18 protein-coding genes are annotated in these 20,288 nt (G+C 67.9%); 8 read left to right on the top strand and 10 right to left on the bottom strand.

All coding sequences use genetic code 11. The features are described from left to right. A complete protein-coding gene (locus QM693_RS14015) occupies positions 1-1,578 on the bottom strand; it encodes an FMN-binding glutamate synthase family protein (RefSeq protein ID WP_283352616.1) in 1,578 nt (525 codons plus the stop codon). Positions 1,579-1,629: 51 nt separating this feature from the next. Continuing rightward, positions 1,630-2,253: a TetR/AcrR family transcriptional regulator gene (locus QM693_RS14010; protein ID WP_283331120.1), complete on the bottom strand. Its 624-nt coding sequence runs from the start codon at positions 2,251-2,253 to the stop codon at positions 1,630-1,632. Positions 2,254-2,335: 82 nt separating this feature from the next. Between QM693_RS14010 and QM693_RS14005 the strand changes: the two genes are divergently transcribed. Both QM693_RS14005 and QM693_RS14000 read left to right on the top strand, forming a co-directional pair. Then, the gene (locus QM693_RS14005; RefSeq protein WP_283331119.1) at positions 2,336-3,271 is read left to right on the top strand and encodes a patatin-like phospholipase family protein; all 936 of its coding nucleotides are present in this window, start codon (positions 2,336-2,338) and stop codon (positions 3,269-3,271) included. After that, entirely contained in the window at positions 3,268-4,749 is a 1,482-nt protein-coding gene (locus tag QM693_RS14000) for a flavin-containing monooxygenase (RefSeq protein ID WP_283352615.1), read from the top strand. Before QM693_RS14005 ends, QM693_RS14000 begins: the two co-directional genes overlap by 4 nt. Here the strand turns inward: QM693_RS14000 and QM693_RS13995 are convergent. The 5 genes from QM693_RS13995 to QM693_RS13975 all read right to left on the bottom strand — a co-directional run bounded on the left by QM693_RS13995 (position 4,730) and on the right by QM693_RS13975 (position 11,806). Then, the gene (locus tag QM693_RS13995) at positions 4,730-5,875 is read right to left on the bottom strand and encodes an acyl-CoA dehydrogenase family protein (RefSeq protein ID WP_280780003.1); all 1,146 of its coding nucleotides are present in this window, start codon (positions 5,873-5,875) and stop codon (positions 4,730-4,732) included. The two genes, QM693_RS14000 and QM693_RS13995, sit on opposite strands and share 20 nt — an antisense overlap. Before the next feature lie 14 nt (positions 5,876-5,889). Beyond that, the gene (locus QM693_RS13990; protein ID WP_283331117.1) at positions 5,890-7,071 is read right to left on the bottom strand and encodes a thiolase family protein; all 1,182 of its coding nucleotides are present in this window, start codon (positions 7,069-7,071) and stop codon (positions 5,890-5,892) included. A 92-nt stretch (positions 7,072-7,163) separates the two neighbouring features. Continuing rightward, entirely contained in the window at positions 7,164-8,720 is a 1,557-nt protein-coding gene (locus QM693_RS13985) for a GMC family oxidoreductase (RefSeq protein ID WP_283331116.1), read from the bottom strand. Next, positions 8,717-10,276, bottom strand: a complete 1,560-nt coding sequence (locus QM693_RS13980) for an APC family permease (protein ID WP_283331115.1) — start codon at positions 10,274-10,276, stop codon at positions 8,717-8,719. The genes QM693_RS13985 and QM693_RS13980 overlap by 4 nt, the downstream gene beginning before the upstream one ends. A gap of 27 nt (positions 10,277-10,303) precedes the next feature. Then, positions 10,304-11,806: an aldehyde dehydrogenase family protein gene (locus tag QM693_RS13975; protein ID WP_283331114.1), complete on the bottom strand. Its 1,503-nt coding sequence runs from the start codon at positions 11,804-11,806 to the stop codon at positions 10,304-10,306. Positions 11,807-12,031: 225 nt separating this feature from the next. On the opposite strand from QM693_RS13975, the gene QM693_RS13970 reads away from it, so the two are divergent. Further along, positions 12,032-12,979, top strand: coding sequence for an aldo/keto reductase (locus QM693_RS13970; RefSeq protein ID WP_283331113.1), 948 nt, complete (start codon positions 12,032-12,034; stop codon positions 12,977-12,979). A 2-nt stretch (positions 12,980-12,981) separates the two neighbouring features. Here QM693_RS13970 and QM693_RS13965 read toward each other — a convergent pair whose 3' ends face one another. After that, a complete protein-coding gene (locus tag QM693_RS13965) occupies positions 12,982-13,899 on the bottom strand; it encodes a tyrosine-protein phosphatase (RefSeq protein WP_283352614.1) in 918 nt (305 codons plus the stop codon). Between the two features lie 226 nt (positions 13,900-14,125). Here QM693_RS13965 and QM693_RS13960 point away from each other — a divergent pair, with 226 nt between their 5' ends. The 4 genes from QM693_RS13960 to QM693_RS13945 are packed head-to-tail and all read left to right on the top strand — an operon-like array spanning position 14,126 to position 17,032. Then, positions 14,126-14,902 (top strand): SDR family oxidoreductase, encoded by a 777-nt coding sequence (locus tag QM693_RS13960; protein ID WP_280779996.1) that lies wholly within the window; start codon positions 14,126-14,128, stop codon positions 14,900-14,902. A gap of 35 nt (positions 14,903-14,937) precedes the next feature. Then, a complete protein-coding gene (locus tag QM693_RS13955) occupies positions 14,938-15,729 on the top strand; it encodes an SDR family NAD(P)-dependent oxidoreductase (protein WP_280779995.1) in 792 nt (263 codons plus the stop codon). Positions 15,730-15,775: 46 nt separating this feature from the next. Beyond that, positions 15,776-16,588: an SDR family NAD(P)-dependent oxidoreductase gene (locus tag QM693_RS13950; protein WP_007300348.1), complete on the top strand. Its 813-nt coding sequence runs from the start codon at positions 15,776-15,778 to the stop codon at positions 16,586-16,588. 33 nt (positions 16,589-16,621) lie between these two features. After that, positions 16,622-17,032 carry a hypothetical protein gene (locus tag QM693_RS13945; RefSeq protein ID WP_283331111.1) on the top strand — a complete coding sequence of 137 codons (411 nt, stop codon included), beginning with the start codon at positions 16,622-16,624 and terminating at the stop codon, positions 17,030-17,032. Positions 17,033-17,038: 6 nt separating this feature from the next. On the opposite strand, the gene QM693_RS13940 is transcribed toward QM693_RS13945, so the two are convergent. After that, on the bottom strand, positions 17,039-17,650 hold the full coding sequence (locus tag QM693_RS13940; protein ID WP_247250605.1) for a maleylpyruvate isomerase family mycothiol-dependent enzyme: 612 nt from the start codon (positions 17,648-17,650) through the stop codon (positions 17,039-17,041). 119 nt (positions 17,651-17,769) lie between these two features. On the opposite strand from QM693_RS13940, the gene QM693_RS13935 reads away from it, so the two are divergent. Next, positions 17,770-19,059: an HNH endonuclease gene (locus QM693_RS13935; protein ID WP_283331110.1), complete on the top strand. Its 1,290-nt coding sequence runs from the start codon at positions 17,770-17,772 to the stop codon at positions 19,057-19,059. Between the two features lie 32 nt (positions 19,060-19,091). On the opposite strand, the gene QM693_RS13930 is transcribed toward QM693_RS13935, so the two are convergent. Beyond that, complete coding sequence (locus QM693_RS13930; protein ID WP_283331109.1) at positions 19,092-20,267, bottom strand: hypothetical protein; 1,176 nt, start codon at positions 20,265-20,267, stop codon at positions 19,092-19,094. Positions 20,268-20,288: the final 21 nt, after the last annotated feature.

Below are 20,288 nucleotides of genomic sequence, written 5' to 3'. Positions count from 1 at the left end.
TCAGGGCGCCGTCTTCGCTCCTGGCGACCCGGTCTCGCCCGCGGGAACGGCGGCGGCCTCGCTCATCAGGCGGGTGATCTCGGCACGGTCGGCGTCACCGGGCAGCCCCCAGCCGGTCCGGTAACCGTAGAGGTCGGCGAGCGTGATCGAATGCCGGTTGCCGTCCGCGACCTCGACGTCCGACGCGGTGATCAGGCCCGGGTGCGCGACACCACACGCCTCGGCCACCTTGAATACGTCCCGGCGCAACGCCCGCAGGTAGTTCGCGGCCCGGACCGATTTGATGCCGGCGTCGAGTCCATGTGCGAGCCAGTGATTTTGCGTCGCAACACCCGTCGGGCACCGATCGGTGTGACACTTCTGCGCCTGGATGCACCCGACCGCGAGCATCGGCTCACGCGCCACATTGATCAGGTCACATCCGAGCGACATCGCCGCCACGGCATTGTCGGGCAGGCCCAGCTTGCCCGAGCCTATGAACGTGATGCCGTCGGTCAGACCGGCTTCCGCGAACTTGGCGTACACGCGCGCGAAGCCGCTACGGAACGGCAACGAGACCGCGTCGGTGAACACCAGCGGCGCAGCGCCGGTACCGCCCTCACCCCCGTCGATGGTCACGAAGTCGACACCCCGCCCGGAGTTGCTCATCGCGTCGACGAGCAGGTCCCAGAACGTCGGGTCGCCGACTGCGGACTTGATCCCGACCGGCAGCCCCGTCTCGGCGGCCAGGAGCTCCACCCAGTCGAGCATGCTGTCGACGTCACGGAAGGCCGTGTGCCGGGACGGGCTGATGCAGTCACGGCCCTCCGGTACGCCTCTGATCTCGGCGATCTCCGGTGTCACCTTCGCCCCGGGCAGGAGACCCCCGAGGCCCGGTTTCGCGCCCTGACTGAGTTTGATCTCGATGGCCCGCACCGGCGCCGACTCGACGAGCGCCCGAAGCCGCGCCAGGTCGAACCGGCCGTCCTCGTCGCGGCAGCCGAAATACGCGGTCCCGATCTGGAAGATCAGGTCTGCGCCGTTCCGGTGGTACCGGGAGATTCCACCCTCGCCGGTGTTGTGCAGGCAATCGGTGGCAGCGGCACCACGGTTGAGAGCGACCACGGCCGCGGACGACAGCGCCCCGAAACTCATCCCCGAGATGTTCACGATGGAGCGCGGGCGGAAGGCATTCGTCCGGCCGCGGGCGGCACCGAGCATCTTCGCCGACGGAATCGCGAGCTGTTCGTCGGCATGCGGCATCGCCGAGGGAGGAATCTCCGAGAACGTCCGGTGCTTGATGATGGTGTAGCCGTCGGTGAACTCGATGTCGTTGTCCGTACCGAACCCGAACGTGTCGGTCACCCGCTTCGACGACGCGTACACCCAGCGACGCTGGTCCCGGGTGAAGGGACGTTCCTCGTCGTTGCCGGTCGTAATGTACTGCCGGAGTTCCGGGCCGAGCGACTCGAGCAGATAACGTCCGTGCCCGACCACGGGAAAATTCCGGAGCAGCGCGTGACGTCGCTGAACAAGATCGTACGACGCGATCGCAGCCGCGGCGGCTGCCGGAATTGCCAGGGCGTTCCACCGCTTCATGAATTCACCGTACGCGCGCGCCGCCACTCGGATCGGCTCCTCGCGCCAATTTCACCCCGGCACGGACCCCTGAGTCGGAGCCTCCTGCGACACCGCAAGCAGCACCCGCAGATTGTCGGTGACCACCCGAGCGGAAATGGTCGGATCGATGGCGCGCTGAATACCCAGTCCGACACCGAGACTGAGGATGCTGCCGGCCGCGTCCTCCACGGGCACGGGCAGGACGACCCCGAGCGAGTCGGTGAACGACTTCAGCAGTGTCACCGTGATGTCCCGGGCCACCCCGAGAGTGGCGGTGAGTGCGTCGCGGAGTTCGGGATCGTGGCGGGACAGCACGATCAGCTCGAACTCCAGCATGGTCCACCCGACGTCGCCGAGCGTCTTCTCCGCCCAGGCCTGGAACGCCTCGAGCCGCTCCTCCATCGTGCCGCCGCCGCCGAGTGCCTCGGCGATCTCCTGCCCCTTGGTGGCGTGGATGAGCCCCAGCACCTCGAGGCACAGTTCCTTCTTGTTCTTGAAGTTGGAGTACACGGCACCCTTGGAATAGCCGGCCTCGTCGGCGACCTTCTCGAGCGACGTGGCCGCGTACCCGTCGGCCAGGAAGAGGTCGCGGGCAGTCGCGACGAGATGCGCCCGTGTGCGCGCCTGACTCTCCGACCTGGTCAATCGCGCCATGCTCACCCTTTCGCCGAAGCCCTTGCGAGAATATTCTAATTTTCATATACCACCGGTATCTGGTTTCTGCTAGCTTCTAGATATGACTTCGAGTGACATACAACCCAGCCGCGGACTGGTGATCGGGTGCGGCGGCACGCTCGGCGCGGCCTGGACCGTGGCGGCCCTGGTCGCCGTGAGCGACGCGCTGGGCTGGGACCCGCGCGACGCCGACGTACTCGTGGGCACGTCCGCGGGCGCCGAACTCGTCACCATGCTCGGCGGCGGGGCAGGCGTCGACGACCTGCTAGCGATGCAGCTCGGTGGGCCCACCCATCCGGCGCTCGACGGACACCTCGCCGCCGCACCGGGACGGTTCCCGCCGCTCCCCAGACCGGGCCTCGGCTCGCCCGGCTTGTTGCGCCGCGGGCTCCCACCCGTGACCGCCGCGAGCGGCCTCCTCCCCCACGGCCGCGGCGACGCCGCCTGGCTCGACCGGCTCGCACAGCGGTTCACCTGCGCCTCCGGCTGGGTGAGTCACCCCGCGGCGTGGCTGGTGAGCATGGACTACGACACGGGAGAGCGCATCGCGTTCGGCTCACCCGGTGCACCGACCGCCACCCTGTCCGAGGCATTGCGGGCGTCGTGGGCGATTCCCGGCTGGTATCCACCGGTCCCCATCGGCGGCCGCCGGTTCGTCGACGGCGGCGCGGCGTCCACCGCATCCGCCGACCTGGTGCTGCCCCTCGAACTCGACGAGGTGATCGTGCTGGCACCGATGGCGTCGACGGGCCGCATCGCCGGCCGCCGGGCGGCCCGCGTCGAACGCCTGATGCTGCGGAACTGGATGAGTGCCGGGCTGGACGCCGAGATCGCGAAGCTGGAGGCGGCAGGCACCCGGGTGATCCGGCTCGACGCGACCGCCGAGGACCTCGCCGTCATGGGTCCGAACTTCATGGACGGCCGGCGCCGGCTCGCCACCCTCGAACATTCCCTCGTCACCACCCGCGCTCAGCTCGCGAACGGAGTACGCGCATGACGCATTACGACATTCTGATCGTCGGTGCCGGGATCTCCGGCATCGGAGCCGCGATTCGCCTGAAGCAGAGCGGAATCGACAACTTCGCCATCCTCGAGAAGGGCGACGCACTGGGCGGGACCTGGCGTGACAACACCTACCCGGGCTGCGCGTGCGACGTCCCCTCGGCGCTGTACTCCTACTCGTTCGCACCCAACCGGGAGTGGTCGCGGTTGTTCGCCGGACAGGAGGAGATCCGCCGGTACATCGAGCGCACCGCCGCCGAACACGGGGTGCCCGCACACGTGAAGTTCGGCACCGAGATGCAACGTGCCCAGTGGAGCGAGCCGAGCAGGCGGTGGACGGTGGACACGTCCGCGGGCACGTTCACCGCGAACGCCGTCATCGCCGCCGCCGGACCGTGGAACGAACCGCTCGTTCCCGCCATCCCCGGCCTCGACACCTTCACCGGCGAGGTGTTCCATTCCTCCCGCTGGAATCACACCTACGATCTCACCGGCAAACGCGTGGCCGTCGTCGGAACCGGTGCATCCGCAGTGCAATTCGTCCCGGCGATCCAGCCGACGGTCGAGTCGCTGCATCTCTACCAGCGCACCGCGCAGTGGGTGCTACCGAAACCGGATCACACCCTGCCCGGTGTCGAGCGCGCGATCCTGCGCCGCGTGCCGGGTGCGATCCGGGCGCTGCGACGCGTCGAGTACGCGATCATGGAATCGCTCGGACTCGGTTTCCGGCACCCGTGGATCCTGCGGGTGATCCAGCAGGTCGGCAAGGCACAACTCCGCGCACAGGTGCGGGATCCGAAGCTGCGCAGGGCCTTGACCCCCGACTACACGCTCGGCTGCAAGCGACTGCTGCTGTCCAACACCTACTACCCCGCACTCACCCGACCCAATGTCGAGGTGCACGCCAACGCCGTGCAGTCGGTGCGCGGGAACGTCGTCGTCGGCAGCGACGGCGCCGAACGGGAAGTGGATGCCATCATCTTCGGCACCGGCTTCCACATCCTCGACATGCCGATCGCTTCCAAAGTGTTCGACGGCGACGGTCGCAGCCTCGACGATCACTGGAAGGGCAGCCCGCAGGCCTACCTCGGCACCACCGTCGCGGGTTTCCCCAACGCGTTCGTCCTCCTCGGACCCGCGCTGGGAACCGGCCACACATCGGCGTTCATGATCCTCGAGGCGCAACTCGACTACCTGATCCAGGCCGTCACCACGGCTCGGAGCAACGGGTGGACCAGGATGGAACCGCGCCGGGAAGTGCAGGACGCGTTCAACGCCCAGGTCCAGGAAGCCCTGGCCACCACCGTCTACAACGCCGGTGGCTGCCAGAGCTACTTCCTCGACGTCAACGGCCGCAACAGCTTCAACTGGCCGTGGTCGACCGACCGCATGCGGCAGCGACTCGGCCGGTTCGACGAGGCGGCGTACGACGTGTCGCGTGAGCCGGCATCGGCTACAGCGACTTCGCGATGATTCCCTTCATCACCTCGTTGGCGCCCGCGTAGATCTTCTGGACGCGGGCGTCCTCGTACATCCGGGCGATCAGGTACTCCCGCATGTACCCGTAACCACCGTGCAACTGCACACACCGGTCGATCACCGCGCACTGCTGCTCGGTGAGCCAGTACTTGACCATCGCCGCCTCGGACGGGTCCAGTTCCCCACGCAGGTGCGCCTCGATGCAATGGTCCAGGAACACCGCACACGTGCGGGCGATGGTCTGGCACTCGGCCAGCTCGAATGCCGTGTTCTGGAACTCGAACAGACTGTGCCCGAACGCCTGCCGCGACTTCGTGTACGCAACGGTGTCCTCCACCGCACGAGTCATCGCACCGGACGCCTGCGCGCCGATGATCAACCGCTCCTGCACCAACTGCGCCATCAACTGCCCGAAACCCTGCCCCTCCTCGCCGAGCAGATTCGACACCGGCACCCGCACATCGGTGAACGACAACTCCGACGTGTCGGCGCCGTGCTGACCGACCTTGTCCAACACCCGCCCGACAGCGAACCCGGGGCAGTCCCGCAGATCGACGATCAGCAGCGCCACCCCCTTGGCGCCGGCCTTCGGATCGGTCTTGACCGCCAGCACGATCATGTCGGCGGACGCGCCGTTGGTGATGAACGTCTTCGACCCGTTGACGACGTACTCGTCGCCGTCCCGGATGGCGGTGGTCTTGATCGCCTTGAGGTCCGAGCCGGCGCCGGGCTCGGTCATGCCGATGGCGCCGAGGATCTCCCCGGTCGCCATCCCCGGCAGCCAGGTCTTCTTCTGTTCCTCGGTGCCGTACTCGAGGAGGTAGTGCGCCACGATCCCCGAATGCACCGAGATGCCGAGCGCGAGGTCGCCGGCATAGCCCTGGGCCTCGAACACGGCGAGATCGTGCGCGAACGTGCCGCCACCGCCGCCGTACTCCTCCGGGATCGAGCAGCACAGCAACCCCAGCTCGCCTGCCGCGAGCCACACCGCACGGTCGATGCGGTGCTGGGCGTCCCACTTCTCGTTGTGCGCGACCACCTCGCGTTCGAAGAACCCGACCGCGAGCTCGGACAGCGCCTTGACCTCGTCGTCGTGCCAGGACGGGATGTGCTTCTTCATCGTCTGCCCCGGTTCTAGATGCGCCGGAAGAGTGCGGCGAGGGCCTGGCCGCCGCCGATGCACATCGTGACGATGCCCAGTTCGAGGTCGCGGCGCACGAGGTCCTTCGCCAGGCGCAGGCTCAGGATCGCGCCCGTTGCCCCGACCGGGTGACCCAGCGCGATCGCACCGCCGTACGGGTTGGTCTTCTCCGGATTCAGCTTCGCGTCCCGGATCACCGCGACCGCCTGCGACGCGAACGCCTCGTTCAGCTCGATCACGTCGATGTCGCCGGGGGTGGTGCCGGTCTGCTCGAACAGATTCGCCAGCGCCAGCACCGGGGCGTATCCCATCAGAGCCGGGTCCATCGCCGCGGTCGCGACGGCCTCGAGCGTGACCAGCCCGGTCAGGCCCTTCTCGCGGGCGGCGGACTGTGTGGCCAGCACCAGGGCCGCAGCGCCGTCGTTGATACCGGACGCGTTGCCCGCGGTCACCGAGCCACCCTCCTCGAACGCTGGCCGCAGCTTCGCCAGGGTCTCGAGGGTGGTGTCGGGCTTGGGGTGCTCGTCGACGTCGATCGTCTTCGGGCGGCGGCCCCCGATCTCGACCGGCGTGATCTCCTCGGCGAACGCGGCCTTGGCGGCCTCGGAGGCGGCACGGCGCTGGGATTCGACGGCGAACTCGTCCTGCTGCTGCCGGCTGACGTCGTACTTGCGGGCGACGGCCTCGGCGGTGCGGCCCATGTGCACGCCACCGAACGGGTCGGTCAGAATCGCGACCGTGCCGTCGACGAGCGTGCGGTCGCCGAGTTTGTAGCCCGAGCGGGCGGAGAAGTCGTAGAACGGCATCCGCGACATGCTCTCGTCGCCGCCGGCGAGGGCGAAGTCCACCCCACCCCAGCGCATCTGCTGCGCCGCCGACCACACGGCCTGCAGACCGGACCCGCACAGCCGGTTGACGGTATATGCGGGGGTCTTCTCGGGAAGTCCGGCGGCCAGGGCGACGCGGCGGGCGTTGTAGGCGTCCGGTCCGACCTGACCGATGCAGCCCATCACCACCTCGTCGATGTCGCCGCCCGGCACGCCGGCACGGTCCAGCGCGGCCTTCGCGGCGGTGGCACCGAGTTCGTGGGCGGGCACGTCCTTGAACGCACCACCGAAGCTGCCGATCGGGGTCCTCGCGCCGTCGACAACGACGATCGGTTCAGGAGAATTCATGACGTGCCCTTCCGTCTCTCTACCAGTACGGAGAGATAGTAGGACTTCAAAGTAACCAGCGGTTCACGCAGGGCCTCCGGCACGTCGCCGGGTCAGGTTCCGCGGATCAGGTCGGCGCACTTCTCGGCCATCGTCATGACCGTGATGTTGGGATTGACGTAGGGCAGTTTCGGCATGGCGGACGCGTCGACCACCCGCAGATCGCGGACACCCTTCACCCGCAGTTCCGGATCGAGGACGGCCATCGGATCGGTGGCCGCACCCATCCTGGCGGTCCCGGCCGGGTGGTACACCGTGTTGTGCGTCCGGTGCGCGTAGTCGATCAGTTCGTCGTCGGTGACCGCCTCCGGCCCGGGGGCCAGTTCCCTCGTGATCCAGCCGCGGAGAGGTTCCTGCTCGGCGATGCGACGCGCCAGCCGGATCCCGGCGAGCATCACCGCCTCGTCGTGGCCGTCGGGGTCGGTGAAGTACCGGGGATCCACTCGCGGACGATCCCGGAAGTCGCGGGAGCGGAGCCGGACCGTTCCGCGGGAGAGTCCCTGTGTGACGTTCGGGGTGAGACAGAAGCCGTTGTCCGTGGTGGGGTATCCCCACCGGAGCGTGTTCATGTCGAATGGCACGCTGCCGTAGTGCATCATCAGGTCGGGATGGTTCAACCCCTCCTCGGTGGTGGCGAACAGACCGATCTCCCACCACTGCGTGGACGTCTCGACCATCGGCCGGGACGCCTCCCAGAACACCAGCCCCTCGACGTGATCGTCGAGGTTCTGCCCGACCCCGGGGGCGTCGACCCGAACCTGCACACCCATCTCGCGCAGGTGCACCGTCGGCCCGATACCGGAGAGCATCAACAGTTTCGGTGTGTCGATGGCCCCGGCGGTGACGATCACCTCGCGGCGCGCCGAGACCGTGTCGTAGCCGGTGAGATCGGGGCGCTGGTACCGCACGCCGGTCGCCGCCATCGCGTCGTCGATGACGATCTCGCTGACCCGGCAGTCGGTGCGCACGTCGAGGTTGGGGCGGGACCCGAGGATCGGGTGCAGGTAGGCGTGCGACGTCGACATGCGCGTGCCGTCCTCGGACGCGTTGATCTGGAACCACCCCGCCCCGTCGAGCACCGTCTCGCCCCGGTTGAACTGCACGGTGGGCAACCCGACCTTCGCCGCAGCCTCGAGTAGCGCCACGCCGCACGGGTCGTTCGGCGGGACGTCACGCAACCGCACCGGACCGCTGCGGCCGTGCTGCTCGCCGGGGGCGTCGTTGTTCTCCACCCGCGCCACGAGCGGCAGGACGTCCTTCGCACCCCAGCCGGTGGCGCCCGCCGCCGCCCAGTCGTCGAGTGTCTCGGCGGGGGGCCAGAACGCGATGCACGAATTGTGGGAGGAGCATCCGCCGAGCACCTTGGCGCGGGCGTGCCGCATGAAGCTGTTGCCCTTCTCCTGCGGCTCCACCGGATAGTCCCAGTCGTAGCCGGAGTCCAGCAGATGCATCCATTGCGACAGCTCGAGGACGTTGCGGTCACCCACGTCGGACGGCCCGGCCTCCACGAGGCAGACGGTCACCGAGGGGTCCTCGCTGAGCCGCGCGGCGAGCACACATCCAGCCGTTCCCCCGCCTGCGATGACGTAGTCGAACACGGTGTCCGTCATGGCAGTTCACTCTCCGCCTCGTCCTTCGACGACGCCGCGTGCGAGGCGAGACATCCGATGTGGTTGCGGCCCTTCACCGCATACCAGAGGAGACCGAGCCCGAGAATGATGCCGATGTAGACGAACGCACCCCACGTGTTGTACCAGGGAGTGCCGTACACCTCGGGGCGCGGCCAGGCCAGATTGAGCGCCATCCCCACTCCCCACAGCACGGCGAAGATGTTCACCGGAAGCCCCCACCGGCCCATCGTGAAGTAGCCGCTCTCCGCGAGTTCCTTCGGCGGCCACTGCCCCTGCAGGCGTTTCTTCAGCAGCGGCCCGGTGACCATGAGGTACGCCAGGTAGATCATGATGATCGCGATCGACGTCAGCACCGTGAAGATCTGCGGCTGACCGATGTTGATGACGAGGATGAACGCCGCGAGCACACCGATCACGATGGCGGGGACCACGGGCGTCTGATGCTTCGGGTTGACGTGGGCCAGCCGTTCCCCGAACGGCAGCGCGTTGTCGCGGGCCATCGCGAACGTGAGCCGGATGGCCGCGGCGTGCACCGCGAGCGAACACACCGTGACCGCGACGACGATGCAGACCAGGAAGATCTTGCCGAGCGGTCCCCACATCACCTGCTCGACGATGTACTGCAGGCCGCCCTCGCTGCTGCCGATCAGCGGATCGTCGAGGTCGGGGGCCGACATGACGGCGAACACCAGGATCGCCCCGCCGATCACGAACGAGGCGAGGATCGCCCGCAGGATCGCCTTGGGCGCCGTCCGCCGGGGGTCGACGGTCTCCTCGCCGAGCGAACTCGCGGTGTCGAAGCCGTACATCACGTACCCGGACGCGAGTGACGCCACGAGGAAGACGGTCAGATAGCCGCCGCTCTCCCCGGCGCCGTAACCGTGGGTGGAGAAGAACACGTCCGGACCGCGAGTGATGTTGGCGGCGAGGATGACGGCGATGAGCACGGCCGCGATCAGTTCGATGAACACACCCGAACTGTTGATGAGGGCCATCAGTTTGACGCCGAATGCGTTGACGGCCGTGGTGAACGCGATCATGATGGTGCCGAGAATCACGGCGTTGGTGGCGAAGTCGTATTCACCGCTGCCGTCACCGACGATCTGGAACCCGCTCCACAACCGCGGAAGGTTGAGTTGCAGCGCGAGCACGACCGCGGAGAGGGTCACGATCGACGCGGTGAGCATCAGCCAGCCCGACGACCATCCCACGATCCTGCTGCCGAGCAGCTTGGCCCAGTTGTAGACCGAGCCGGCGACGGGGTACTTGGCGGCGAGCTCCATGAAACACAGGGCGACGGCCATCTGCCCGACGAACACCATCGGCCAGGACCACAGGTACGCCGGCCCCGCGGTGCCGAACCCGAAGTAGAACAACTGGAACGTGCCGGTGAGAATCGAGATGTAGCTGACCCCCGCCGCGAAACTGGCGAATTTGCCGAGGCTGCGGTCCAATTCCTGTTTGTACCCCAGTTCGCCGAGTCCACTGTCCCCCGGCGCACCTCCGTCACCCACTGCTCCGTGCCGAGTAGCCATGGTTCTCTCGCCTCTCCGTGCGCCGACCTAGCCGTTGTCGAACCACCCCGCCGCCGTGGGCGAGGTGTTGTGCCAGATATGTTTCGTCTCCTGGTATTCCGCCAGACCGGTGGGACCGAGTTCGCGCCCGTTCCCCGACATCTTGAAGCCGCCCCACTCGGCGGCCGCGGTGTAGTAGCCGAAGTCGTTGAGCCACACCGTTCCGTGGCGCAGACCGCGCACCATCCGCTCGCCCCGCGCACTGTCGGCGGTCCGGACGCCGGCGGCGAGGCCGTATTCGGTGTCGTTGCCCAGTCGCAGCGCCTCCTCCTCCGTGCTGAAGCGCTCGACCGTGAGGATCGGTCCGAACGTCTCCTCCTGCACGAGGCGCATGGTGCGGTCGCAGTGGTCGAAGATGGTGGGCAGGTAGTAGCTCCCGTCCGCCAGCGCGGGATCGGAAGGCCGGGCTCCCCCGGTCACCAACCGGGCGCCCTCGGAGAGGCCGAGCGCCACGTACCGTTCGACCTTCTCCCGGTGGGCCTCCGATACCAGCGGGCCGGTTCGGCTCGCGGGATCGAGACCGTTGCCCATCCGGATCTTCTCCGCCCGCGCGGCCAGTGCGGCGACGAACCGGTCGGCGATGGACTCCTCGATGATCAGGCGGGTTCCCGCCGAGCACACCTGCCCGGAGTGCAGGAACACCCCGGTGAGCACCTGGTCCACAGAGTCGTCTCCGTCGGCGTCGGCGAAGACGATGTGCGGATTCTTGCCACCGAGTTCCACCGCCACCTTGGTGACGTTCTTCGCCGCGGTCTCGAGGATGACGCGTCCGGTGGCCAGCCCGCCGGTGAACGAGATGAAGTCGACGTCGGGGGTGCCCGTGAGCGCGGCCCCCAGGACGGCGCCGCTGCCCTGCACGAGGTTCACCACCCCGGCGGGGGCACCTGCTTCGGCGATCAGCGCGGTGAACGCGATGGTGCTGAGCGGGGTCACCTCGCTCGGTTTGAGGACCATGGTGCACCCGGCGGCCAGCGCGGGCGCCACCTTCCAGGAGATCTGCAGCAGCGGGTAGTTCCACGGTGCGATGAGCACGCACACACCGATCGGCTCACGCACCACCCGGCTGATCACCTCGGGCCGGCCGACATCGACCAGATTGTCGGCTTCGACCGCGGCGAGTTGCGCGTAGTACCGGAACACCGACACCACGTCGTCGATGTCGATCCTGCTCTCCTCCAGCGTTTTTCCGGTGTCGAGCGTCTCGATGCGTGCCAGGATCTCCTTGTCGCGCTCGAGGAGGTCGGCGATCCTCGCGACCAACGCCGTGCGCTCGGCGACGGGTGTGTGGGGCCAGGTTCCCTCGTCGAACGCCGCGCGGGCCGCGGCGACTGCGCGGGTCGCGTCCTCCGGGGAGGCCTCGTCGACGGTGGCGACCACCGATCCGTCGGCCGGATTGATGCAGTCCCGGGTCTCACCGGAACTGGAGCGGATCCACTGCCCGTCGACGAACAGGCCCGTGTTCAAGTGGTCATCGATCGACTGGTCCTGCATCACTCAACTCCGTGTCTCGCCGGAACGAACGCACCCCCTTTACGGTATGCCGTCGGAGTCGCGGTGGGCGGGGATCGCGCACACATGTCCGATTCGCGACGGTATCCGTCACCGAGAAGACTGTGTCCGGTAGCCGGACGCGCGTGCGCCTAGCGGCTGCGATAGCGTCGTCACGCGAACTCTTCGCACATTCCCGGACAGGACACACCTAGAAACGGAGCACCCGTGGTCGCGATCGGCAACTCGGATCTGGACATCTTTCCCCTGGCCCTCGGTGGTAACACCTTCGGCTGGACCAGTGACGAACCGACGTCGTTCGAGATCCTCGACGCCTTCGCCGCAGGCGGCGGCAACTTCGTCGACACGGCGGACTCGTACTCGGCGTTCGCCGAGGGCAACTCCGGCGGCGAGTCCGAGACCGTCCTCGGAAACTGGATGGCGTCCCGCGGCAACCGCGACCACATGGTGATCGCCACCAAGGTCAGCCAGCACCCGGAGTTCAAGGGCCTGGCCCCCGCCAACGTCCGCGCGGCGGCGGAGGCATCCCTGAAGCGGCTGCAGACCGACCACATCGACGTGTACTACGCCCACTTCGACGACGCCGACACTCCCCTCGTCGACACACTCGGCGCCTTCGACGAACTGGTCCGCGACGGACTCGTCCGCCACGTCGCCATCTCCAACTACTCGCCCGAGCGCATCCGCGAGTGGCTGTCCCTGACGGCCGAGAACGGCTTCGCTGCCCCGATCGCGCTGCAGCCGCACTACAACCTGGTGCACCGCCACGACTACGAGCCCGAGGTGGCCGCGATCGCCACCGAGAACGGCCTGGGCGTCTTCCCGTACTACTCGCTCGCCGCGGGCTTCCTGGCGGGCAAGTACCGCACCCAGGCCGACCTGGACGGTCAGCCCCGCCAGCGGATGGCGACCCGCTACTTCTCCGAGTCCGGTCTCGCCGTCGTCGGGGCCCTGGCCGAGATCGCCGACACGCACTCGGCGGAAATCTCGACCATCGCGCTCGCGTGGCTCCTCACCCGGCCCGGCATCACCGCGCCGATCGCGAGCGCGAGCCGCCTCGAACAACTTCCCGCGCTACTCGACGCCCCGACCGTGACCCTGACCGCATCCGAGATCAGCCGGCTCACGACTCTCTCGGACGCGATCGGCGCCTGACCTCAGCTCAGCAGCTTGCTCCGGAGCCGGTCGACGGTCGCCGGGCTCAGACCGAGACCCTCGGTGAGATAGCGGTCGACCGTGCCGTACTGCTCGGTGAGCCGGCCGAGCCCGGCCTCGAGGTAGCTCCGGTCGACGCCCAGCAGCGGCTGGTAGATCTGCGCCACCGCCTCGCCGCGGCTGGCGGCGATCTGGTCGTACGTGATCTTCATCGACGCGGCGGTGTAGTCGTTGGTGAGCAGGTAGTCGTCGAAGATGGTGTCCTGCGGGACGCCCGCGATGGAGAGCAGCAGCGCGGATGCCCAGCCGGTGCGGTCCTTGCCCGCCGTGCAGTGGAAGATCTGCGGCCCGTCGGTGTCGGCCAATGACGTCAGGAGTTGCGCGAACCCGGCCCGGGTCGCCGCGTCGTCGACGAAGCTGCGGTTCATCTGCTGCATGAACGCGACGGCGTCGGCGGGCGACTTCAGTTGCGCGACTGCGGCACCGAGGTCTCCCGACAGGATGGGGATGCCGAGGTAGCGCGGCCCGGCCGGGAGCCGGTCGGGTTTTGCCGCCACCTCCTCGACGGTCCGCACGTCGTACACCGCGGTCAGTCCGAGCCCGGTGAGGACGGCGAGATCCTGATCGTTCGGAACCAGAGCGTTCGAACGGTAGAACACTCCCCTCGTGACGTGCCCTCCGCGGGTGGTGGCGTACCCCCGGCCCGTTCCCCCGACGTCGCGGAAGTTGTCGACCGACACCAGTCGAGGTGTCTCGACGACCGGGCCCGCGCTCCCGAAGTCGGACGAACCGAATCCCGGGAGGCTGATTCCGGGCAGCGACAGCGGGTCCGCCAAAGCGAGCGCAGGCGTGCCGAAACCCGCGAACAGGACGCTGCCGGTGATCAGCACCGCGGCGGTGGAGGTGACGCGTCGAGACATAGGGGAAGCCTTTCGATGGGCTGTCGGGGAGATCCGCCCGTCCGGCATGTCCGGAACGTCAGCGGGTAATCCACATCACAGTGGTCGGACGTTTCCCGTGGCTACGAGTTGTTCCGATCACCGGGAGAACCCGTTTCCCGCCGGCGGCGCCCACAGCAGACTCGGGCCGTCGGCAGCCGACGTGCCCGACGAAGATGACTCTTTGACGACGAGGATGTGAGCTGAGATGACCGAGACCGCACAGCAACTGGCGGGGAAGGTTGTGATCGTGACCGGGGCGGCGCGGGGGCTCGGCGCGGCCTTCGCCCAGCGCATCGTCGACGAGGGCGGCAGCGTCGTGGTCGGCGACGTTCTCGACGACGACGGCCGCGCGATCGTCGACCAACTCGGTGAGCGGGCGCGGTACAGCCACCTCGACGTCACGGACCCGCAGCAGTGGCAGGCCGCGGTCGACGTGGCGACGAGCGAATTCGGACGCGTCGACGGCCTCGTCAACAACGCCGGCATCTCCACCGGCCAATACATCGAGCACGAACCGCTCGAACACTTCCGGACGGTCCTCGACATCAACCTGACCGGCGTGTTCAACGGTCTGCAGGCCGTGATCGGTCCGATGCGCGCCGCCGGCGGCGGATCGATCGTCAACATCTCGTCGGCCGCCGGTCTGATGGGACTCGCGCTGACCGCCGGTTACGGCGCGTCCAAGTGGGGCGTGCGCGGGCTCACGAAGATCGCCGCCGTGGAACTGGGCACCGACCGGATCCGCGTCAATTCCGTCCACCCGGGGATGACGTACACCCCGATGACCGCGGGCCTCGGAATCCAGCAGGGCGAGGGCAACTACCCGAACACTCCCATGGCCCGGGTCGGCGTGCCCGAGGAGATCGCCGGTGCCGTCGGGTTCCTGCTGTCCGACGCGTCCACGTACGTCACCGGGGCGGAACTGGCCGTCGACGGCGGATGGACCGCGGGGCCGACCGTCAAATACGTCATGGGCCAATGAGATCGAATTCGGCAAACACACGAGGAGCACAGATCATGAATCGCTTCGACAACCGGCGGATCCTGGTGACCGGAGCCGCATCGGGCATCGGACAGGCCACCGCCCTCCGCCTGCTCGAGGAAGGCGGCACCGTCGTGGCAGCCGACGTGTCCGAGGACGGCCTCGCGCGGACAGCGGAACTGGCCGAGGCAGCAGGCACGGCAGGGCGACTCAGCGTGGCCGCAATCGACATCGGCGACGAGAAGTCCGTCACCGACGGCGTGAGCCGCAGCGTCGAGAAGCTCGGCGGACTGGACGTACTCGTGAACGCCGCGGGCATCCTCCGCGCCTCGCACACCCACGAGACGTCGCTGGACGTGTGGAATCAGGTGATCGGGATCAACCTCACCGGCACGTTCCTCATGGTCCGCGAATGCCTGCCCGCGCTGCTGCGCAACGACCGCAGCGTGGTCGTGAACTTCAGTTCCACGTCCGCCGCGTTCGCGCACCCCTACATGGCCGCGTACGCCGCGAGCAAGGGCGGCATCCAGTCGTTCACCCATGCACTGGCTCTCGAATACGGCAAGCAGGGTCTGCGCGCCGTCGGTGTCGCCCCCGGCAGCATCAAGACCGGCATCACCGACGCCACATCCGGATACGTTCCGTCCGATGCCGATTGGAGCCTGTTCGCCAAACTCTCACCCATCCTGCCCACCACCCTGGAATCGGGCGGCGCGGCGATGGGCGGACCCGAGCAGGTCGCCGGAGTCGTCGCCATGCTCGCCTCCGACGACGGCGCGTTCGTCACCGGAACCGAGATCCGCATCGACGGCGGAACCCACGCCTGACCGGTTGAACCCTTGCGCGTGCGACGGCGGCACGTAGGTTGGACACATGAGCTTGCCCACCCCTGCCGCCGATCGCACCGCGCTCGTCACCGGAGCGTCGTCCGGTATCGGTGCGGCCCTCAGCCGTGAACTCAGCCGCCGCGGTCACCAGGTGGTGCTCGTCGCCCGCCGAGCCGAGAAGTTGGAGGAACTGGCCACCGAGCTACGGGCCGCAGGTGGTCGGGCGCATGTGCTGGGTGCCGATCTCTCCGACCGCTCGGCCCGCGCGACGTTGCTCGACCGGGTCGGCGAGCTCGGGCTCACCCTCGACATCCTCGTCAACAACGCCGGCCTGTCCACGCTCGGCCCGGTGGCCGCGTCCGACCCGGACGCCGAGATGAACATGATCGAGGTCGACGTCATGGCCGTCGCCGACCTCTGCAGCCGCGCCCTGCCCGGCATGGTGCAACGACGCCGAGGAGCCGTCCTCAACGTCGCCTCCACGGCCGCGTTCCAGCCGCTGCCCGGACAGGCTGCCTACGCCGCCGGAAAGGCATTCGTCCTCTCCTACACCGAGAGCCTCACCGGCGAACTGAAGGGCACCGGTGTCACCGCGACCGCCCTCTGCCCCGGACCCGTCGACACCGGTTTCGGTGAGACAGCCGGCTTCGCGAAGGAAGACGCCGAAGCCGCACTGCCCAGCTTCATGTGGGAAAGCCCCGAATCCGTGGCCAGGACCGGAATCGACGGCCTCGACAAGGGGCACATGATCGCCATCCCCGGCCTCGCGAACCGGGCCGCGTCCGTGTTCGCCCACCTCGCACCGAACAAGCTCCTCGTCCCCGTCCTGGCCAGCCGTCATCCCGGATTGCGGACGTAGAAACTGCCGGCGTTTTACTGTGGCCTGGTGGAGATGACTACCGCTACTCGCCGATTCACACAGATCACCGCGACCGTGGCCGTCGCCGCAGCCGCCCTCCTCGGGAGCGCCGGTGTGGCCGCCGCCGACGAATGGCCGCCGGTACCCACCGAGCCCAGTCCGGTCGCGCCGTTCGACAACCAGAACTTCCTCACCCCCACCGATCTCGACTATTGGAATCCGTTCGTCAGCGCGAATCGGCTCACGTCACCGTTCGGAACCGCCAACCGCATCGTCTGCACAGGATTCCACGGCGTACTGCTCGACTGCTGGCAAGCCGACCAGAACGGGCAACCACACAAACTCGTCAAGTTGTCCATGGATTTCCCCGGATCCCTCGGCGCCACCCTCCCCGGCGGAGGTCCCGGGCACTTCGTCTACCCGGGCGTCATCCCGGGTATCTGAACCGGACTACAACGGGTCGCCCTCGACCCGTCCTGCCGGCAGCGCGCGGCCGCAGATCATCAGCGCGAGATCCTCGCCCGTTCCGCGTAATTCGGCGCCCGACCCGTACGACCAGTCGAGGTCCGTGGCCCGCAGGCCACGTCCCTCGATGTCGATGCCGAAATTCGAGTGCCCACCACCCGCCGTGAGATCGTTGAGGACGACGCGCATCGTCTCCTCCGGTACGTGTCGCGGCACCCCGAGCGGCACGGTGGCGTCGAGACCGTGGATCACCACATGGTTGAGCGCGCCGTGATAGCCGCCGCCCGGCGGGGTCCACCTGCGCATGATGTCCGAGCGCAGGTTGGCGACGAGTTCCGCCGGCGCCAATTCGGCGTCGCTACGGGCGATCTCGTTGGAGAGCCGGGTGAAATCGAACTCGCACTCACGCAGGCGCGCCATGAACTGCTCCTCGGAGTAGCGCGCGGCCATGGTGAGATGCGCGACCACTTCCCGAATCCGCCAGCCCATGCACAGCGACGGCGTGTCCCATTCCGCGTCCGAGATCCCGTCGAGCAGATCGGCCAGTGCCGAGAACTCGTTCGCGACCGCACGTTGCAGATCGGCGTCATCGGTCATCGCACCCAGCCCCCACATCTTTGTCGACGAGAGTCCCACACCACCGTAGCCGGGTATTGCCTTGGTCGAGCATGATTGATAGGATCGAACATACATTCGAACCTTGGGGGAGGTTGGTTGTGGGGGAATTGATTGCAGCAGATCTGGCCGAGTTGCGTGCGTTCACGGCGCGGCTACGAGCGGTCTCCGCTGGCGGTGATGCGGGGTTGGGGATCGAGTGGCTCGACGCGATCGAGGCGTTGAAGTCGGTCGGGTGTGCGGTGCAGGCGGTGATCACCGACGGCGTCGCCACGAGTATTCGTGCGGATCGCAGGGCTCGGGGGTTGCCGCGGGTGGAGTGGGACCGCGGCATTGCCTCGCAGATTGCGTTGGCGCGCAGGGAATCCCCGAACCGCGGTGGTCGGCATCTCGGGTTCGCGCAGGCTCTGGTGCACGAGATGCCCCACACCCTGGCCCTGTTGCGGTCGGGCCGGCTGAACGAATGGCGAGCCACGCTGCTTGTGCGGGAGACGGCGTGCCTGTCGGCGACGGATCGGGGCATCGTGGACCGTCGGTTGTGTTCGGACCCGGCCACTCTCGACGGGGTCGGCGACCGCGGGCTGATCGCGCGGGCGAAGGCGTTGGCGGTGGAACTCGATGCCGCGTCCGTGGTGCGGCGGCATCGTAAGGCGGTGTCCGAGCGTCGGGTCACGACACGGCCTGCGCCGGACTCGATGGCATATCTGAGTGTGCTGATGCCGGTCGAGCAGGCGGTGTGTCTGCAGGCCACGTTGGGTCGGGATGCGGACAGTCTGATTGCCACCGGGAACAGTGGCGGCCGGACCCGCAATCAGCTGATGGTGGACCTGTTGTTCGACCGTGGCACCGGGGCATCGGTGGCGGCGGGGGTGCCGGTGGCGGTGAATCTGGTGCTCTCGGACGAGACCTTGCTGGCCGGTGGGCACGAGGCGGCGCAGTTGCAGGGGTTCGGGCCGGTGCCGGCGGGGATTGCCCGGCAGTTGGTGGCAGATTCTGTCGATGCCGACGCGGAGACGTCGTTGCAGCGGGTGTATTCCTGCCCGCAGTCGGGGTCGTTGACCGCGATGGAATCGCAATCCCGCATATTTCCGAAGGGCCTGCGACAGCTGATCGACCTGCGGGACCGGACGTGCCGAACCCCGTGGTGTGACGCGCCGATCCGGCATCACGACCACATCCGCTCACGTCGAGAATCCGGTGCCACGACGGCGGACAACGGGTCCGGCCTGTGCGAGGCATGTAACTATGCGAAGGAAGGCGAGGGATGGTCCGCCCGCCCCGTGCACAACCCCGGCCGCACCCACCTCATCGACGTCGGCACCCCGACCGGGCACCACTACCGATCTGCGGCCCCGCTGCTACCGACCCCGGCGTACCTGCGCGTGTCATGAGGTGGTGGGGGTCAGCCTCTCGGTCGCCGGGGTCACTTGCTCCCACCTGACCAGGACGTGAGTTCGGCGATGTCTCCGTACAGCGTCGACTGGTAGGTGAGCATCAGTTCCTCCACCCCGCCGAACTGATCGCCGACGTGATGGGTGTTCTCCGCCGACAGCTCGCGGTCGCCGGAGCGTGAGATGAGTTCGTCGATGCGGCTGTCGAGACTCATCGCCCGGTTGACCGCCAGCACGGACCGCAGTTGCACCTCGGCTCGGGACAGCAGGTCGCCGATCCGTGCGAGTGCGGCGACGCGGTCGACCAGTTGATCCCACACCGGCTTCAGTGCGTTCTGCCGGGCCTCGATCTGTCGACGGGCCGTGTCGGAATGGGTGGCACGCAGCGCTTCGTCGAGTTCGGTCCGGATTCCGCGCAGCGCCACGGCATCGACGGCGATCTGTGTCAGTTCTTCGGCGAGGTCGAGTTGGTACCGCTGGATCGCAAAGTGCTCCGAATGCCAGACTGCGGAACCGTCGATCCTGTCGAAGAGCATCCCCGCCAGGTAGAGCAGGGTGTCGTACGAGTCGGCGAATCTGTCGTTGTCGAGATCGACGCCCTTGCCGATGGCCTCGGCGACGCGGCGGCCGACTGCGGCCATCGGGGTGTTTTCGGCGGCCTGACCGAGGCGTTCCGCCGCGGTGCCGCGGGCATAGTTGCCTGCACGTTCGAGCGCGGTGCCGGCGATCGGCGCCGGTGTGCGTTGCAGCGCCCGGAACAGCGCCTCACGCTGCTCGAGATCGAGATGGACACCCTCACGCCGATCCCGGCGCATCGCCCGGACACCGTTGCCGTAGTGCGCCGGCGACATCACGACCGCGGACCGAGACGACTGCAGCTTGCGGGCCAGTTCGGTGGCACGGTATTTGAACAGTAGTTGCGCCGGTCCGGGGCGCAGGCTGTCGGCGCGGCGCGCCAACTGGTGGTACTCGTCCGTCAGCAGACGCAGGGCCCCGAAGCCGCCGAGCGACGGGATGGTGCGGCCCGCGCGACGCCGGTGGGTGAGTACCTGCCGGGTAGGCGAATCGAGGTGTCCGGCGGCGATCAGGACGGCAGCGGCGTCCGACAACGGGGCGTGCGTGCCTGTGATCGCGGATCGTTCACACCATTGGCGGACCTGCAGGGAGATGCGTGCACGCCGCTCCTCGTACTGGGTGCTTTCCGACATCGGACCTCCTGGCGGTTCACT

The sequence above is a fragment of the Rhodococcus sp. IEGM 1305 genome (assembly GCF_030058635.1).
GTDB lineage: Bacteria > Actinomycetota > Actinomycetes > Mycobacteriales > Mycobacteriaceae > Rhodococcus_F > Rhodococcus_F opacus_D.
This window is presented reverse-complemented; position numbering and strand designations above follow the sequence as displayed.

What these genes read in the sequence shown, in the direction of transcription:
- QM693_RS14015 (WP_283352616.1), bottom strand. Translation starts at nt 1,578, where the DNA reads ATGAAGCGGTGGAACGCCCTGGCAATTCCGGCAGCCGCCGCGGCTGCG.
- QM693_RS14010 (WP_283331120.1), bottom strand. Translation starts at nt 2,253, where the DNA reads ATGGCGCGATTGACCAGGTCGGAGAGTCAGGCGCGCACACGGGCGCAT.
- QM693_RS14005 (WP_283331119.1), top strand. Translation starts at nt 2,336, where the DNA reads ATGACTTCGAGTGACATACAACCCAGCCGCGGACTGGTGATCGGGTGC.
- QM693_RS14000 (WP_283352615.1), top strand. Translation starts at nt 3,268, where the DNA reads ATGACGCATTACGACATTCTGATCGTCGGTGCCGGGATCTCCGGCATC.
- QM693_RS13995 (WP_280780003.1), bottom strand. Translation starts at nt 5,875, where the DNA reads ATGAAGAAGCACATCCCGTCCTGGCACGACGACGAGGTCAAGGCGCTG.
- QM693_RS13990 (WP_283331117.1), bottom strand. Translation starts at nt 7,071, where the DNA reads ATGAATTCTCCTGAACCGATCGTCGTTGTCGACGGCGCGAGGACCCCG.
- QM693_RS13985 (WP_283331116.1), bottom strand. Translation starts at nt 8,720, where the DNA reads ATGACGGACACCGTGTTCGACTACGTCATCGCAGGCGGGGGAACGGCT.
- QM693_RS13980 (WP_283331115.1), bottom strand. Translation starts at nt 10,276, where the DNA reads ATGGCTACTCGGCACGGAGCAGTGGGTGACGGAGGTGCGCCGGGGGAC.
- QM693_RS13975 (WP_283331114.1), bottom strand. Translation starts at nt 11,806, where the DNA reads ATGCAGGACCAGTCGATCGATGACCACTTGAACACGGGCCTGTTCGTC.
- QM693_RS13965 (WP_283352614.1), bottom strand. Translation starts at nt 13,899, where the DNA reads ATGTCTCGACGCGTCACCTCCACCGCCGCGGTGCTGATCACCGGCAGC.
- QM693_RS13960 (WP_280779996.1), top strand. Translation starts at nt 14,126, where the DNA reads ATGACCGAGACCGCACAGCAACTGGCGGGGAAGGTTGTGATCGTGACC.
- QM693_RS13955 (WP_280779995.1), top strand. Translation starts at nt 14,938, where the DNA reads ATGAATCGCTTCGACAACCGGCGGATCCTGGTGACCGGAGCCGCATCG.
- QM693_RS13950 (WP_007300348.1), top strand. Translation starts at nt 15,776, where the DNA reads ATGAGCTTGCCCACCCCTGCCGCCGATCGCACCGCGCTCGTCACCGGA.
- QM693_RS13945 (WP_283331111.1), top strand. Translation starts at nt 16,622, where the DNA reads ATGACTACCGCTACTCGCCGATTCACACAGATCACCGCGACCGTGGCC.
- QM693_RS13940 (WP_247250605.1), bottom strand. Translation starts at nt 17,650, where the DNA reads ATGACCGATGACGCCGATCTGCAACGTGCGGTCGCGAACGAGTTCTCG.
- QM693_RS13930 (WP_283331109.1), bottom strand. Translation starts at nt 20,267, where the DNA reads ATGTCGGAAAGCACCCAGTACGAGGAGCGGCGTGCACGCATCTCCCTG.